Origin of the sequence: Streptomyces sp. 1-11 (assembly GCF_007176755.1) — a bacterium.
Classification (GTDB): domain Bacteria; phylum Actinomycetota; class Actinomycetes; order Streptomycetales; family Streptomycetaceae; genus Streptomyces.
In genome coordinates this window covers 226,925-241,821 of record NZ_BJTV01000005.1, presented here as the reverse complement: position 1 = coordinate 241,821, position 14,897 = coordinate 226,925, and the positions used below count along the sequence as shown (strand labels likewise).

General features: G+C 74.0%; 13 protein-coding genes. 5 read left to right on the top strand and 8 right to left on the bottom strand.

The window, feature by feature from the left end; genetic code table 11:
- Window positions 1-176 precede the first annotated feature (176 nt).
- Complete coding sequence (locus tag TNCT1_RS13010) at window positions 177-911, bottom strand: VOC family protein (protein WP_174266268.1); 735 nt, start codon at window positions 909-911, stop codon at window positions 177-179.
- Between the two features lie 134 nt (window positions 912-1,045).
- Here TNCT1_RS13010 and TNCT1_RS13005 point away from each other — a divergent pair, with 134 nt between their 5' ends.
- Entirely contained in the window at window positions 1,046-1,681 is a 636-nt protein-coding gene (locus TNCT1_RS13005; protein WP_143631534.1) for a TetR family transcriptional regulator, read from the top strand.
- Between the two features lie 80 nt (window positions 1,682-1,761).
- Here TNCT1_RS13005 and TNCT1_RS13000 read toward each other — a convergent pair whose 3' ends face one another.
- The 3 genes from TNCT1_RS13000 to TNCT1_RS12990 all read right to left on the bottom strand — a co-directional run bounded on the left by TNCT1_RS13000 (window position 1,762) and on the right by TNCT1_RS12990 (window position 6,846).
- On the bottom strand, window positions 1,762-5,805 hold the full coding sequence (locus TNCT1_RS13000) for a serine protease (protein WP_143631057.1): 4,044 nt from the start codon (window positions 5,803-5,805) through the stop codon (window positions 1,762-1,764).
- Complete coding sequence (locus TNCT1_RS12995) at window positions 5,805-6,248, bottom strand: CU044_2847 family protein (RefSeq protein WP_143631056.1); 444 nt, start codon at window positions 6,246-6,248, stop codon at window positions 5,805-5,807. The genes TNCT1_RS13000 and TNCT1_RS12995 overlap by 1 nt, the downstream gene beginning before the upstream one ends.
- Before the next feature lie 136 nt (window positions 6,249-6,384).
- Window positions 6,385-6,846, bottom strand: coding sequence for an Lrp/AsnC family transcriptional regulator (locus TNCT1_RS12990; protein WP_143631055.1), 462 nt, complete (start codon window positions 6,844-6,846; stop codon window positions 6,385-6,387).
- An 82-nt stretch (window positions 6,847-6,928) separates the two neighbouring features.
- On the opposite strand from TNCT1_RS12990, the gene TNCT1_RS12985 reads away from it, so the two are divergent.
- From TNCT1_RS12985 to TNCT1_RS12975, 3 genes are all read left to right on the top strand, one after another.
- On the top strand, window positions 6,929-7,546 hold the full coding sequence (locus TNCT1_RS12985; RefSeq protein ID WP_143631054.1) for a LysE family translocator: 618 nt from the start codon (window positions 6,929-6,931) through the stop codon (window positions 7,544-7,546).
- A gap of 111 nt (window positions 7,547-7,657) precedes the next feature.
- Window positions 7,658-8,326 (top strand): pyridoxal 5'-phosphate synthase, encoded by a 669-nt coding sequence (locus TNCT1_RS12980; protein ID WP_143631053.1) that lies wholly within the window; start codon window positions 7,658-7,660, stop codon window positions 8,324-8,326.
- A 183-nt stretch (window positions 8,327-8,509) separates the two neighbouring features.
- Window positions 8,510-9,700 carry an NAD(P)/FAD-dependent oxidoreductase gene (locus TNCT1_RS12975; RefSeq protein WP_143631052.1) on the top strand — a complete coding sequence of 397 codons (1,191 nt, stop codon included), beginning with the start codon at window positions 8,510-8,512 and terminating at the stop codon, window positions 9,698-9,700.
- A 21-nt stretch (window positions 9,701-9,721) separates the two neighbouring features.
- Here TNCT1_RS12975 and TNCT1_RS12970 read toward each other — a convergent pair whose 3' ends face one another.
- Window positions 9,722-11,032, bottom strand: a complete 1,311-nt coding sequence (locus TNCT1_RS12970; RefSeq protein WP_143631051.1) for an MFS transporter — start codon at window positions 11,030-11,032, stop codon at window positions 9,722-9,724.
- Between the two features lie 71 nt (window positions 11,033-11,103).
- Here TNCT1_RS12970 and TNCT1_RS12965 point away from each other — a divergent pair, with 71 nt between their 5' ends.
- Complete coding sequence (locus TNCT1_RS12965; protein ID WP_143631050.1) at window positions 11,104-12,099, top strand: GlxA family transcriptional regulator; 996 nt, start codon at window positions 11,104-11,106, stop codon at window positions 12,097-12,099.
- Between the two features lie 310 nt (window positions 12,100-12,409).
- Here the strand turns inward: TNCT1_RS12965 and TNCT1_RS12960 are convergent, their stop codons facing one another.
- The 3 genes from TNCT1_RS12960 to TNCT1_RS12945 form a co-directional block, all read right to left on the bottom strand.
- Window positions 12,410-12,979, bottom strand: a complete 570-nt coding sequence (locus tag TNCT1_RS12960) for an ATP-binding protein (RefSeq protein WP_174266267.1) — start codon at window positions 12,977-12,979, stop codon at window positions 12,410-12,412.
- 586 nt (window positions 12,980-13,565) lie between these two features.
- On the bottom strand, window positions 13,566-14,078 hold the full coding sequence (locus TNCT1_RS12950) for an EF-hand domain-containing protein (RefSeq protein WP_143631048.1): 513 nt from the start codon (window positions 14,076-14,078) through the stop codon (window positions 13,566-13,568).
- A 151-nt stretch (window positions 14,079-14,229) separates the two neighbouring features.
- Window positions 14,230-14,610, bottom strand: a complete 381-nt coding sequence (locus tag TNCT1_RS12945; RefSeq protein ID WP_143631047.1) for an STAS domain-containing protein — start codon at window positions 14,608-14,610, stop codon at window positions 14,230-14,232.
- Window positions 14,611-14,897: the final 287 nt, after the last annotated feature.

Sequence of the window (14,897 nt, the reverse complement as noted above, 5' to 3'; positions counted from 1 at the left end):
CCGTACGAGCCGCGCCACCCACATATGTACGCGACCGAAGTGCAGCGTCTCACCACCGCACCGCCATGGCGGCACGCACCCTGATTCTTCCTGGCCGGGCGGCCGGTTGCGAACCCGGTGACGAATCGGGGTGTCTCGTGCCCAATAAGGTCATTTCATCGCCGCGGTGCTCTGCCTCACCTCTCCAGCAGGGCGAACGACGCCCCCTGATTGTCGGTGACGACGGCCACCCGTCCGTACGACGCCGAGAAGGGCGGCTTCTGCACACGGCCGCCGAGCCGCCGCACGGCGTCGAGGGCGTCGTCGAGGGCGGCGGCGCGGAAGTGGACCAGGAAGTGCGGGGGCATCTCGGCCGGGAAGACCTCGGTGACGTCCGCGCGGCCGAAGTCGGGCTCGGTGCCGGCGCCGAACAGGGCCTCGTGGAAGAGGTCGCCGTAGAAGGTGTTGGCGGCGTCCGTGTCCCGGGTGTACAGCTCGGCCCAGACGAACGTGTTCGGCTCCCGGCGCCGCCCGAAGCCGGAGTGGGTGCCCGGCTGCCACAGGGCGAACACCGCGCCCTCGGGATCGGCGGCCAGGGCGGCGGTGCCGAGGTCGCCCACCGGGAAGGGGGCCATCACGAGCTGTCCGCCGGCCTCGGTGATCCGCCGGCCGAGCGCCCGGGCGTCCGCGGTCGCGAAGGACACCGTCCAGACCGTGGGCATGCGGCCGTCGGACTTGGGGGCCAGCGAGGCGACGCGGTCGCCGTCCAGCAGGGCCCAGACCGAGGAGCCGTGCGCCTCCGCGAACTCCCAGCCGAAGAGCTCGCCGTAGAACCGCTTGCCCGCCTCGACGTCGGGCAGCTCGGCGTCCACCCAGCAGGGGACGCCCTCGGGGTACGTCTCTTCTTTCGCGGATGCCCTGTTTTCGGCCATGCCGTCAAAGTAGCGGGGTCGCGCGCAGCCCGCAGACCAGCCACACCCTGCCCGTTTGCACCGTGCACCCCATTTGCAGTCGGCCGAATCGCGCTCCTATCACCCGTCGGTAAGCTGACGACATGACAGGACAAGTGCGTACCGTCGACGGCCGTGTGGCCGGCCGACGTGGGCAGGCGACCCGGCAGAAGCTGCTCGACTGCCTCAGCGAGATGCTCAGCTCCTCCCCCTACCGGGATGTCAAGGTCATCGATGTCGCCAGGAAGGCGGGGACGTCGCCGGCGACGTTCTACCAGTACTTCCCGGACGTCGAGGGGGCCGTCCTGGAGATCGCCGAACTCATGGCGACCGAGGGCGCCGGGCTGGCGGAACTGCTCGAGGGCCGCTCCTGGGCCGGGAAGTCCGGTTGGCAGACCGCGCAGGAACTGGTCGACGGATTCCTCGAGTTCTGGCGGCGCAACGACGCCATCCTGCGCGTGATCGACCTCGGTGCGGCCGAGGGGGACAAACGGTTCTACAAGATCCGCATGAAGATCCTGAACTCGGTGAACGGCTCCCTCACGGAGTCGATCACCGAACTGCAGACCAAGGGCCGGGTGGACAAGGACGTGAACCCGGCGGCGATCGCCGGGTCACTGGTCGCGATGCTCGCCGCGGTGGCCGCGCACCAGAAGGGCTTCTCCTCCTGGGGCGTCAAGCAGGCGGAGCTCAAGCCCAATCTCGCGCTGCTGGTGCACCTGGGTGTGACCGGCAAGAAGCCGAGCAGATAGCGGACCCGGCCCGTTCCCGAACGCAAGTCCTGTCTGGCAGGCGGTGGCCCACCCGAGTGGGCCACCGCCTGCTTCTTGTCTCACCCCCCGGCCCGGGCGCAGGCCTCCTCGAGGGCCTCGCTGAGGGCCGCCCACCGGTGGTCCGTGGGGCCGTTCACCGCCAGCCACTCCCGCGCCCCCCGGCCCACCTCGGCCGCGTGCCGCACGGCCGGGTCGGGGTCGCGCAGCAGCGCGAGCAGCACCGCGACCGTGACCGGCCGGGCGGTGTGGCCGGGCAGCCAGGCGAGCGCGCGGGCGACCACCGTGGGCCGCCAGGGGGCGGGTGCGGTGTGGCGGAGCAGTGCGGCCAGGACGAGCGGCCGGTCCGGACCGGACAGAAACGTCCCGGCGGCACGCGCCACTTGGCCCTCGGTGAGGTCGGGCTGGGCCAGCAGGTGCTGGAGCACCTTGCCGGCCTCGTCGTTGAGCGGTGCGCGCCGGTCGAGCCAGCCCAGCGTGTGCTCGATCAGGGTCGCGCGCTCGGCGGTGCCGGCGGGCAGCGTGTGCAGCAGGCTGATGAACAGGGTCGTCGCGTTGCCCACCCCGGCCGTCCGCTCCAGCAGGTGCGGCAGGAGCGCGGTGGCGCACTCCGGACCCGGTCCGGGCCGGGTGAGCAGGGTCGACAGCAGGCTCTTGCGGCCGCCGGCGTCCGGGTGCCGCCCCAGCCAGGCCACGGCGAGCAGCTCGGCCTCGGCGCGCAGGGCGGGCGGCACGTCCTCGCGGGCCAGCAGGGGCCGCAGCACGCGGTCGGTGTTCCCGTTCGCCGGATGGGCCCGCAGCCAGCGGCCGGCGGCGCCCAGCGCGGCCTCGGCCCGGCCGGGGGAAAGGGCGCGCAGGTGGAGCAGCGGCTCGACGACGAAGCCCGCCTCGTCCCGGCCGGCGTGCGCCTCCAGCCAGCTCAGCGCGCGGTCCACCACCGGGCCGGCCTGCTCCTCGGCGTGGTCGCCGAGGTGCCACAGCAGCGGCCGGAGGACATAGCTGGCGCCCGCCTCGGAGCCGGGCAGGGTCAGCCAGTCCAGGGCGCGCCGGACCACGTCCGCGTCGCCCGGCTCGGCGGTGAGCAGGTCGTCCAGCAGATAGCTGGCGTCGGGGGAGTCGCTGTGCACCTTCAGCCAGCGCACGGCCCGGCGGGACGCCTCCTGCCAGGCCTCGTCCGCCGGGGAGATCCGGCACAGCAGCAGGTGGAGCAGCGTGGAGTCCTCGCCCTGGCCGTGCATCCGCAGCCAGTCGAGGCAGGCGTCGACGACGTCCAGGAACAACGGCCGGGGCAGTGGCTCGCGCAGCAGGTCGCGCAGCAGGTACTGCCGGTCCTCGGTCACCGGCTTCTCGTCCAGCAGCTCCCGGATCCGCCCGGCGGCGGACTCGTCCCACCGCACCAGGGCGACGAGGACGAAGTGGCGCGCCTTGCCGGAGTTGGCCGCGAGCCACTTGCGGGCGTACCTGACGGCCTGGTGGGCCTCGCTCTCGGTGAGGTCGGTGCGCAGCAGCGGGCGCAGCACGAAGGAGGCGTGTTCCTGGGAGTGGTGACCGTGCAGCCAGGCCAGGGCCAGGCCCACCGCCCGGTCCCGGTGCTTGCCGAGGTCCGGGCGCTTGAGGAGGGCCGGCAGGACGAAGGAGACACCGGGGTTGCCGTGCTGCCGTACGACCCAGGACAGCGCGGCGTCCATCACCCTGACGCCGAGCGGTCCGAGGTCGTCGCGCTCCAGCAGCGGGCCGAGCACCACGGAGCCGGCCGAGTGCCAGGGGTTGTGCCGGGCCCACTTCCAGGCCTCGGCCACGACCGGCCGGACGGCCTCGGGCGCCAGGTCGCGGCGGCCCATGGTCGCGGCCAGCAACTGCAGGGCACGCCGTTCGCCCCGGTGGTGCCGCGCCCAGTCCAGTGCGTGGCCGGCGACCTGCTCCAGCCGTTCGTGGGGCAGTTCCGCGTGCAGCAGCGCCTGCAGGAGCATGCCCGTCTCCGGGGCGTGCGGAAGTGCTTCCGGACAGGCCAGCGCCCGGCCGAGCAGCCGTTCCTGCATTGGGCCGGTGGTCCCGTCCACCGCCTGGGCGAGCACGGCGGGCACGGCCTCGGGGCGCTGTTCCTCGACCTGGACCAGCCAGGGCTCGACGAGTTCGTCCCAGAGCCGCAGCAGGCCCGCCTGCCAGGGCGTGCGGGAGACCAGATCGAACGCGGTCCGGCCGAGGGCGTCGGCGACGAGCAGTTCGCGGACGTCGTGCGCGCGCCGGGCCAGCCAGCCCGCGCACGCGGCCTCGATCTCGCCGCGCCGCTCCGGCGTCTGGTCGGTGGTCCAGCGGGCGAGGTGCCGGACGGCCTGGGCGAGGAGCGGGCTGCGGGTGCGGGCCGGGTCCTCGCCGAGGAGCGCGTCGAGGAGTTCCTCGGCGGTGCGGCTGCGGACGGTGTCCCCCGGGACCAGCGCGGCGTCGAGGAGACCGTCCGCGACGATGTCGTGGACGAGTTCGAGGCGGTCGCCGCCGCCGACCAGCCAGCCCTGGCGGCGCAGCCGGGCGACCACGTCGCCGGCACGGTGGGCGAAGTCGTCGGCGCGGCGGTCGATCGCCCCGTCCACCGCCGCCTCCACGGGCGGGCGGTCGTACGGGCAGGCCAGCAGGGCCACCGTGGACGCCAGCAGCCAGGTGCGCGGGGCCCTCGACGGTCCGGCCGCCGGGTCCGCGCCGTCGGGACCGTCGACGAAGTCCCTCTCCAGGCGGCGCCGCAGCCAGTCGAACAGTTCGCCGCGCCGCAGATCGGACAGGTCGGGTACGTCCTGCCGGGCCGCCTGCTCCTCCAGCGCCCGCGCGATCAGCAGCGCGAGCACGGGCCGGTCGCTGCACGCGGCCACCAGCCGGTTCTCGCCCCAGCGGTCCCACGCCACCGGGGCGACCTTCTGGAAGATCGCCGCGGCCACCCGGGCGCGGTAGTCCTCCCCGTCCTCCAGCGGCCTGCGGTCCAGGACCGCCTGCACCGCCCGGCCCTCCATGGCTCCGGGCCGGGCGGAGGCCAGGCAGGCGATCCGGCCTTCCCGGTCGTGCTCCTGCAGCTCCAGCCCCAGCTCCGAGGGCTTCAGCCGCGCATGGCCGTCCAGGTAGTCCACGACGAGCAGCGCCCGGGTCGCGCCCGCGAGCCGGACGTGTTCCAGGACGGCCCGCACGACGTCCGCGGCGCTCACGTCGGACCCGGGCACCGTGTGCAGGACCAGCCAGTCCTGCTTCTTGTCCCGGTCGGCCCGCTCCGCCACCTCGAAGCAGGTGCGGGACTTGCCGGCCCCGGCCACGCCCTCCAGCAGGATCCCGCGTTGCGGCGCCGCGGTGCCGCCGGGCTCGTAACCCGCGTCGAGCCGGTCCAGCAGGCAGGCGGGGTCCGCCTTGCTGCCGGGACCGGGAGGGACGAAGTCCACCTCGGTCAGACTCCGCTCCTGCCCCGCCACGGCGCGCCGGAGCTGCCCGTGGGTGCGCAGATGGGGTGAGAACCAGGACAGCTCCCGGGGCGCGAGCGCGGCGAGGTCCTCCGTCCAGGCCGTCCACGCCGAGTCGCGCAGCCAGCCGTCGGGGCTGTTGTACCGGGACCTGACCACGCCCACGACGGCGTCGTCCGAGGCGCGCCGCACCGGGGCGCCGCTCATGCCGAGCAGCAGGTCCTTGGTGCTGAGCCGGCCCATCCGGACACCGTCGTCCAGCCGTTCGGCCGGGCCGCCCCACCGCCCGGCCGCCGTCAGGTAGCGGTACGCGTGCGCGCCCTCGTGCTCGGCGCGGGCGGCGTACCCGGCGACGACCACCTCCGTCCCGGGCGGTAGCCGGCCGGTGGACGCCACCGCGGTCACCGAGGCGGGCAGCGGGCTGGAGGTGCGCAGGACGGCCAGGTCGTTCGGCGGGTCCACGCGGTCGACCACCGCCACGGCGGCCGGGCCACCCGTGAGCGGCGCGAAGCGCACCTCGTCACCGGGGGCGCCGCGGCCCTGCCGGTCGAGCAGGTGCCAGGCGGTGGCGAGGACGCCGGGGGTGAGCTGGAAGCAGGTGCCGACCGGGGTGTCGCCCGAGAGGTGCAGGACGCTCGCCAGATAGCCGGGCACTCCGGGCGCGGCCGCCATCACGCCGCCCTGTCGCCGGCCTCGCCGTCATCGCCGTCGTCGCCGTGATCGTCGCCGTCGCCGTCGTCGCCGTCGTCTCCTTCGTCGCCCTCGTCGGCGCGGGCCGGCTCCGCTCCCCTCCCCTCGTAGGTGAGTTTCACCTTGAGGGTCATCTCCCCGCTCGCCCCGGCCACGATGATGTCGCCCTTGGCGGAGAACTTGACGCCGAACTCCACCTCCATGGTGTCCGGGCGTACCGCGCGGCCCGCCTGCCCGAGGGCGGTCGCCGTGGACGTCGCGATCTCCACGATGGCCGACTGCGCCTGCCCGAAGGCGTCCCGGACACGCTCCGAGAGGTTCCCCAGTCCCCCGCCCGTGGGCTCGTCCCCCGGCAGCCGCACCGGAGTGGCCTCCACCAGGATCTCGACGTCGCCCACCACCACCGGAATGTAGACCCCGGCCATCTCCGCCCCCCGTTCACCGGCTCCCGCGATCGTCCCCGGATTCCGGTGTACCACAGGAACCTCGTGCCCCAACAGCACGAACGACCCGTTTTCCAGGGCCTGTTGGGCCCCGTACCAGGGGTTGCCGCCGCGGGCCCTAGCCCCGCGCCGCGGGCAGCGGCCGGTCCCGCACCACGTGCTTCATCACCAGCGTCGAGGTGAGCCGCTGCACCCCCGGCAGGGTCGCCAGCCGCTCGTCGTACAGCCGCTGGAAGGCGGCGAGGTCGGCGGTGGCCACCCGGAGCAGGTAGTCGGGCTCGCCGAACAGCCGCTGGGCGTCCAGCACATGGTCCAGTTCGCCGACCGCCCGCTCGAACTCGGCGACGGTGTCGCGGTCCTCCTGCCGCATGGAGACGAAGACCAGCGCCTCGAAGTTCAGCCCGAGCGCGCCCGCGTCCACCACCGCCCGGTAGCCCTGGATGGCGCCGGAGCGCTCCAGCTCGCGCAGCCGCCGGTGGCAGGGCGAGACGCTGAGGCGCACCCGCGCGGCCAGCTCGGTCACGGTCAGCCGCCCGTCCTGCTGCAGCTCGGCAAGGATTTTCCTGTCCACTTCGTCCACGAGCAATATTCTCCCCCGATCTGCGGGACAACGCGCAAACAACGGGAACACTTTCGGGCCTTTCACGCCTAATGTCGCCGGTATGGAACCGGCACTGCTTCTCTCCTTCCTCGCCGTCGACCTGCTGCTGGTGTGCGTGCCGGGCGCCGACTGGGCCTACGTCATCGCGACCGCCCTGCGCGGCGGCCGGGTTTCGCGCGCGGTGGCGGGTCTGGTCTGCGGGTACGCGCTGCACACGGTCCTGGCGACGGCGGGTCTCGCGGTCCTGGTGGCCGGCTCGCCCCGGCTGCTGACCGCCCTGACGGTGGCGGGCGCGGGATATCTGCTGTGGCTGGGCTGGGGGGTGCTGCGCCGCCCGGCCGTACCGGACGCGGACGCCGGCCCGCCGGCCGCCGGGCGGCTCTTCCTGCGCGGCGCCACGATCAGCGGGCTCAACCCCAAGGGGCTGCTGCTGTACCTGTCCGTACTCCCCCAGTTCCTGACCCTCACCGGCCACCGGCTGCCGGTACCCGCGCAGACGGCGGCGCTCGGCCTGCTTCACATGGCCTGCTGCGCGGCCGTCTACCTCACGGTCGGCGCGCTCGCCGGCGTCCTGCTGGCCGCCCGCCCGGCGGCGGCCCGCGCGGTCACCCGCACCTCGGGCGCGGCGATGCTGGGCGTCGGCGCGCTGCTGCTGGTGGAACGGCTCGCGACGCTCTGACCGGCCGGCGGCGGCTCCCCGGTGAGCGCGCCAAGGCGGTCCCGTGACACCTGACCGGCGCCGGGAGCGTCCGGGGCGAGTACGGCCGCCGCCTGCGGCCATACTCGCCCCATGGCACAAAAGGATCTCCACGACATGCTGCGGTCCCTGCGGGTGTGGGCGCCCGGGGTGACCGAGCTGCGTCCCTTCGACCCGGACACGGCGCCCCCGACGCCGCTGCCCCTGTTCACCGGCTGGTTCGCGGAGGCGGTGGAGGCGGGGCAGTCCGAGCCGCACACGATGTCGCTGGCGACGACGGACGAGGAGGGCAGGCCGGACGTACGGATCGTCATGCTGCACGGCGCCGACGCGGACGGCTGGTCCTTCGCGAGCCACGCCACGAGCCGCAAGGGCCGCGCCCTGAGCGCCCGCCCCTACGCGGCCCTGGCCTTCTACTGGCCGGTCCTCGGCCGTCAGGTGCGGGTGCGCGGCACGGTGGCCTCGGCCCCCTCGCACGAGAGCCTGGCGGACCTGCACGCACGCTCGACGGGCGCGCTGGCGGCGGCCCTGACCGGACGGCAGAGCGCGGATCTGTCCTCGCTGGAGGAGCTGCGGCAGGCCTCGGAGGCGGCCTGGGACCGGGCCCGCGAGAACCCCACCGAGCCCTCCCCCACCTGGACCCTGTACCGGCTGCGCCCGGAGACGGTGGAGTTCTTCCAGGGCGACCCCGACCGCCGCCACGTACGCCTCGAGTACCGGCGCACGGAGTTCGGCTGGAGCAAGAACCTCCTGTGGCCGTGAGCCTCGCCGCCCCGGGCGGACCCGGCCTCCAGGGCGGACCTGGCCTCCAGGGCGGACCGAGTCTCCGCGGTGGGTTCGGCCCGCGAACCGCACAGCCACGTCACCGACAGGCGTGATCAATCCGCAACCAATTCCGGTCTTGACCGAGACCCATCAACCGGGTGTGTGATTACGCTCGCGCTCATGGCCGACTCCCGTCCCTCCTCCGCGCGGCTCACCGCGACCCCCGCCGACCGCCCCGTCTACGTCATAGGCGCGGGTCCCGGCGGACTGGCCGCCGCGTACGCGCTGCGGGCGCGGGGCGTCCGCGCGGTGGTGCTGGAGAAGTCGGACCGGGTGGGCGCCTCCTGGCGACGGCACTACGACCGCCTGCGCCTGCACACCACCCGGCGCCTGTCGGCCCTGCCGGGCCTGGCCATACCCCGCAGGTTCGGGCGCTGGGTGTCCCGGGACGACGTGGTCCGGTACCTGGAGAAGTACGCCGAGCACCACGAGCTGGAGATCGTCACCGGCGTCGAGGTGTTCCGCGTCGATCCCGCCGGGGACGGCGGCTGGGTGCTGCACGCCTCCGGCGGGCGGGAGCTGACCGGCAGCGCGGTGGTCGTCGCCACCGGCCACAACCACACCCCGCGGGTACCCGACTGGCCCGGCGTCGACGGCTTCGGCGGGGAGTTCCTGCACGCCGGTCAGTACCGGAACCCGGGCCCGTACGCGGGCCGGGACGTGCTGGTGGTGGGCATCGGCAACACCGGTGCCGAGATCGCCGTCGACCTGGTGGAGGGGGGCGCGGCGCGGGTGCGTCTGGCCGTGCGCACCGCCCCGCACATCGTGCGCCGCTCGACCGCCGGATGGGCCGCCCAGTACACGGGGGTCCTGGTGCGGCGGCTGCCGGTGCGGCTCGTGGACCGGCTCGCCCGCGCTCTGGGCGGGGCCGTCACCCCGGACCTGTCCGCGCACGGCCTGCCGCGCCCCGCCGGCGGGCTGTACAGCAGGGTGCGCGAGGGCGCCATCCCCGTGCAGGACGTCGGGATCGTCGACGCCGTGCGCGGCGGGAAGGTGGAGATCGTCGCCGCCGTCGAGGCGTTCGAGGACGGGAAGGTGGTCCTCGCCGACGGCGCCCGTCTCACGCCGGACGTGGTGATCGCGGCCACCGGGTACGAACGGGCGCTGGACGAACTGGTCGGGCACCTGGGCGTGCTGGACGGACGCGGCAGGCCCGTGGTGCACGGCTCCCGCACCCCGGACGGCGCCCCCGGCCTGTACTTCACCGGGTTCACCAATCCGATCAGCGGGATGTTCCGTGAGCTGGCCATCGACGCGGAGCGGATCGCCCGGGCCGTGGCGCGACGGCTCGCGGCGGGCGCCCGGGGCTGAGCCGGGCGCCCGCCGCCCGGCTCAGGCCGGCCGCACCAGGGCCGGCGCCGCCGCCGGGCGCCGGCGGATGACCAGGGCCATCAGGGCCGCCATCGCGCACAGGGTGCCGGAGGCGTACCAGACCATGTCGTAGGAGCCGAAGGCGTCACGGGCGACGCCGCCGAGGAAGGCGACCAGGGCCGCGCCGACCTGGTGGGAGGCGAGCACCCAGCCGAAGACGATGGCGCTGTCCTCGCCGTACTGCTCCCGGCACAGGGCCAGGGTGGGCGGGACGGTGGCCACCCAGTCGAGGCCGTAGAAGACGATGAAGAAGACCATCGGGGGGTGCACCGACGGGCCCAGCAGCATCGGCAGGAACAGCAGCGAGACTCCGCGCAGGGCGTAGTAGACGGCGAGCAGCCGGCGGGGCTCGAAGCGGTCGGTGAACCAGCCGGAGGCGATCGTGCCGACGACGTCGAACACGCCGACGACCGCCAGCAGCGAGGCCGCCGCCGTGACGGGCATGCCGTGGTCGTGCGCGGCGGGCACGAAGTGCGTCTGGATCAGGCCGTTGGTGGAGGCGCCGCAGATCGCGAAGGTGCCGGCCAGCAGCCAGAACGGGCCCGTGCGGGCGGCGGAGGCGAGGACGCCGAGCGTGCGGCGGGCGGCGCCGGTGACCGGCGGCGGCTTCGGCACGAACTCCCCGGCGCCGTAAGGCTTCAGGCCCACGTCGGCCGGGTGGTCGCGCAGTAGGATCCAGACGAACGGGACCACGGCGAGGGCGGCCAGGGCCACGGTGACGGCCGCCGGGTGCCAGCCGTGGTGCTCCACCGTCCAGGACAGCACCGGCAGGAAGATGAGCTGGCCGGAGGCGGAGGCGGCGGTGAGGATGCCGCTGACCAGCCCGCGCCGCTCGGTGAACCAGCGGTTGGTGACGGTGGCGGCGAAGGCCAGCGCCATCGAGCCGCTGCCGAGGCCCACCAGCAGGCCCCAGTACAGCATCAGCTGCCAGGGCGCGGTCATCCAGACGGTGAGGCCCGAGCCGACCGCGATCACGGTGAGCGCGACGGCCACCACCCGGCGGATGCCGAAGCGGTCCATGAGCGCGGCAGCGAAGGGCGCGGTGAGCCCGTAGAGCGCCAGGTTGACCGAGACGGCCGCGCCGATGGTCCCGCGCGACCAGCCGAACTCCTGGTGCAGCGGGTCGATGAGGAGGCCGGGCAGGGAACGGAAGGCGGCCGCGCCGATGATCGTGACGAAGGTGACGGCGGCGACGTACCAGGCGCGGTGCACCCGGCGGCGCCGGGCGGGCGGGGCCTGGAGGGGAGCGGCGGCTTCGGTTGTCTGAGTCACGTCATGAAGCGTCCTCGACCGGGTCCCGCGCGACGAGTGGCCCGGCGGACAGCGTTCGCTAGGATCGGGCCATGACCGCCGGCGAGGAATTCCGTCCGCACCGCATCGTCGTCCTGGCTCTGGACGGCCTGCTCCCCTTCGAGCTGGGCATCCCGCACCGGATCTTCGGCCGCCCCAGGGACGCGGCGGGCCGGCCCTTGTACGAGGTGGTGACCTGCTCGGTCCGGCCGCCCGGGCCGGTCGAGACGGACGCCGACTTCGCGGTGCACGTCGCGCACGGCCCCGAGGCGCTGGAGACGGCCGACACGGTGATCGTCCCCGCCTCCTACGAACTCGGCCCGCTCTACGACGAGGGCAGGCTGACCGACGAACTGGCCGCCGCGCTCGCCCGCGTCCGCCCCGGCACCCGGCTCGCCTCCATCTGCACCGGCGTGTACGTCCTCGCCGCCGCCGGACTCCTCGACGGGCGGCCGGCCACCACGCACTGGGCCGACGCCGAGCGGTTCCAGCGGCTGTTCCCGAAGATCGACGTCGACGCGGACGTGCTGTTCGTCGACGACGGCGACGTGCTGACCTCGGCCGGCGTGGCCGCCGGGATCGACCTGTGCCTGCACATCGTGCGCCGCGACCACGGCACGGCGGTCGCCAACGACGTGGCCCGCCGCACGGTCGTACCGCCGCACCGCGACGGCGGCCAGGCCCAGTACATCGAGCGGCCCGTGCCCGACCTGCAGCTCGCCACGACCACCGCGGCCCGCGCCTGGGCGCTGGGCCGGCTGCACGAGCCGATCCAGCTCCGCGACATGGCCGCGCAGGAGTCCATGTCGGTGCGCACCTTCACCCGCCGGTTCCGCGAGGAGGTCGGCGTCAGCCCCGGCCAGTGGCTCACCGCGCAGCGCGTGGAACGCGCCCGGCACCTGCTGGAGTCCACCGAACTGTCGGTCGACCAGGTGGCCCGGGTCGCCGGCTTCGGCACGGCCCAGTCGATGCGCCAGCACCTGCAGCAGGCGCTCGGAGTGACACCGACCGCGTACCGGCGGACCTTCCGCACCGGGTCGGTGCGATGAGCCGTCCACAGCCTGTGGAGAAGCCGGGCGGCGCGCGTTCTCCCGCCGTGCCGTGAGCCGGGGCCGGCGGCCCGGTCCCGGCTGGCGGCGCGCCCCCGCCTCCGCGCCGCGCCGCCGTCCGGTGCGACTCGCACTCGGCGAGGACCCAGCCGTCCGGCGGGCCCTCGCCGTCCCCTCACGGCGATTCGCTGCCCACCAGCGTGTGCACCCGGTGACGTGCCGTCAACACGGGCGGGCTGATTCGTCGTTCAGCACCGGTTCGCGGTGCCCGCGCACGGATGCACCCGGGGCGCACCGGTGCGCCGGACGCCTACACCGCCTCGAAGGCGAAGTCCTCGTACGCGGACAGGCCGCCCCCGTACGCCGGCGGGGCACCCTCCCGGGACTGCGAGCAGCGGTCCAGCTCGCACCAGATGCTCTTGCCGGAGCCCTCGGCGTGCCAGCCCCAGCGGTCGGCCAGGCAGTCGACGAGCGCCAGGCCCCGGCCGCCGGTGGCGTCACCGCCGACGCAGCGCGGCACGGGGGCGCGGGAGCTGGTGTCGGCCACCTCGAGCCGCACGGTGGCCGCGGCGGCCGGATCCGTGGCGGCCCGATCCGAGGCGGCCGGGTCCGTGGTGGCCGGGTCCGTGGCGCCTGCCGCGCCGGGAGCCCCGGACGCCGGGTCGGACGCCGGCTCCGGCGCGCTCCCCGGCAGGTAGAGCCGCAGCACGGCCGGCCGGCCGGTGTGCACCACGGCATTGGTCACCAGCTCGGAGACCAGCAGGACCAGCGTCTCGGCCAACGGCTCGTCGGCCCCTATTCCGAGCCCGGTGAGCCGCGAGCGGGCCCACCGTCTGGCCCGGCCCACCTCCGCGGGGTCGGGCCGGATCTCCAGCTGCACTTGAAGCACCTGCACCGCTCACACCATCCGAACCGGCGGACACATGGCCCCGCCACGCACGAACGCCGCGCCACAAACAGCGACGCGCACCGCGACGAGGGCCACGATCGTAGCCATTTTCTGCATGGCCAGGACAACGGCCAGAGCAAGGGTCACGGAACGTGATTCCCTTACGCGACAGCATGGTTGACGTACAGTCACCCCAACAAGGGCTTCGGGCATATTCCAGCGCGAAGGAGTACGCGTACGGCATACTGTGCGACGCGCTTGCCGGGGAGTCGAACAGGCGGGGAAACGGGCCGGAAAACGAGCCCGTACCGCCCCGCGAGCAGCGGCGAACGCCGCGCGGTCCGGGGCTGGCCCGGGTGCGCGACCGGCTGGGCTCGTGCTCGCGGCCACTCGCATCCCACACAAGGTACCCGAGTCGGCGCGCGACTCCGGGACGTGACGAGTCACGTCGAGGACACGAGCCGGTATCGACGCTCTGTGACACCGGCACGCCACGATCCGCGACATCTTGGGCCAGGGGTCGTCCGAACCGGGTGCGGAGCCGGGCGCGTTGCACGGCGACGGCTGCCGGGAACGGCTACTCGGGAACGGTGAAGTACCGCGCGAAGGCCGGGACGATCTCCGCCTCGCCGACCCCGCCGTCGCCGTCGGCGTCGAGGGCGGTGGCGGTCGCCCGGGCGACGTCCTCCGGGACGCCCAGCACGCGCAGGACGCGCACGGTGTCGGCGACGGAGGCGCGGCCGTCCGCGTCCGGGTCCGCGACGGCGAGGGCCGCGTGCAGGAAGGGGCGGGCGATCTCGGCGAAGCGGTCGGGGTTGTCGCGCAGCCGCTTGACCGCGCCGGTGACGAACTCCTCGCGGGTGATGCGCTGGTCGCCGTCCCGGTCGGCGATGCCCGCCATGCCCTGCCAGAACGCCTCCGCTCCGGCGTAGAGCGCCTGTCCGCGGTCGGACCGGGCGGGCACGGAGAACTCGGCGAGCAGGGCCTTGGCCGCCGCGCTGAAGTCCTCGCGGTCGATGTAGCCGTTGCCGTCCTGGTCGAAGCCGGCGAACCGGGCGGCGATCCTGCGCTCGTACTCGGTGCTGACCATGTCTGTGGGGCCGCCTTACGTCGACGTGGGTTGATCCGGCTGGGAGCGTACGTCGCGGGCGGCGGGCAGGTGGCGGGAAAACGGCGGTTGTGCCAAGACCGGGGGAATTTCGCGGCAACCCGGTGGCGGCGGCCGCGTGATGTGCTCGGGCTCAGGCGGACAGCGGGTCGGCCTCGTCGGTGACGGCGGACTCGACGTCGGGGCGTACGTCGAAGAGGCGGCGGACGCCGAGCGCGCTGAGGACCCGGTTGACGTGCGAGCCGTCCTCCGCGCCCCGGTCCGGCAGGATCAGCCGCAGCCGGCCCTGGCAGGAACGGATCAGCCGGCGGGCGGCGATGAGCACGCCGACGCCGCTGGAGTCGCAGAAGAAGACCTCCGAGAGGTCGAGGACCAGGTCGTGGTGGCCCTCGGCGACCACGTCGTGCACCCGCTGGCGCAGCACCGGCGAGGTGATGAGGTCCAGTTCGCCGCCGACCCGGAGCACGGTCCACCCTTCCTGCTCCACGCCGGTCACTTCGAATGTCACGGCCACGCCCCTCCGCTCGCCGGTCCGCGGAACCGCCCGGAAACGGAAGCAGTTCCTACGTTTCTTTCCGCGCGGCTGCCCAGCGGCCGTTCCCTGAAACTTCGGGTGGCAAACCGCGCACGATCGACAAGGAGCTTGTTTCAGTCACTATCGATCCTGTTCGATCAGATACGGGCGCGATCCGAGTGAAGGATGTGTGAAGAGGGCACTATCACCTGCGACGCCTCGGGGGGCGCACATTGACACAAAGGGGCGTGCGTTGTCGGACGTGCGGACTACATTCGAGATGACGG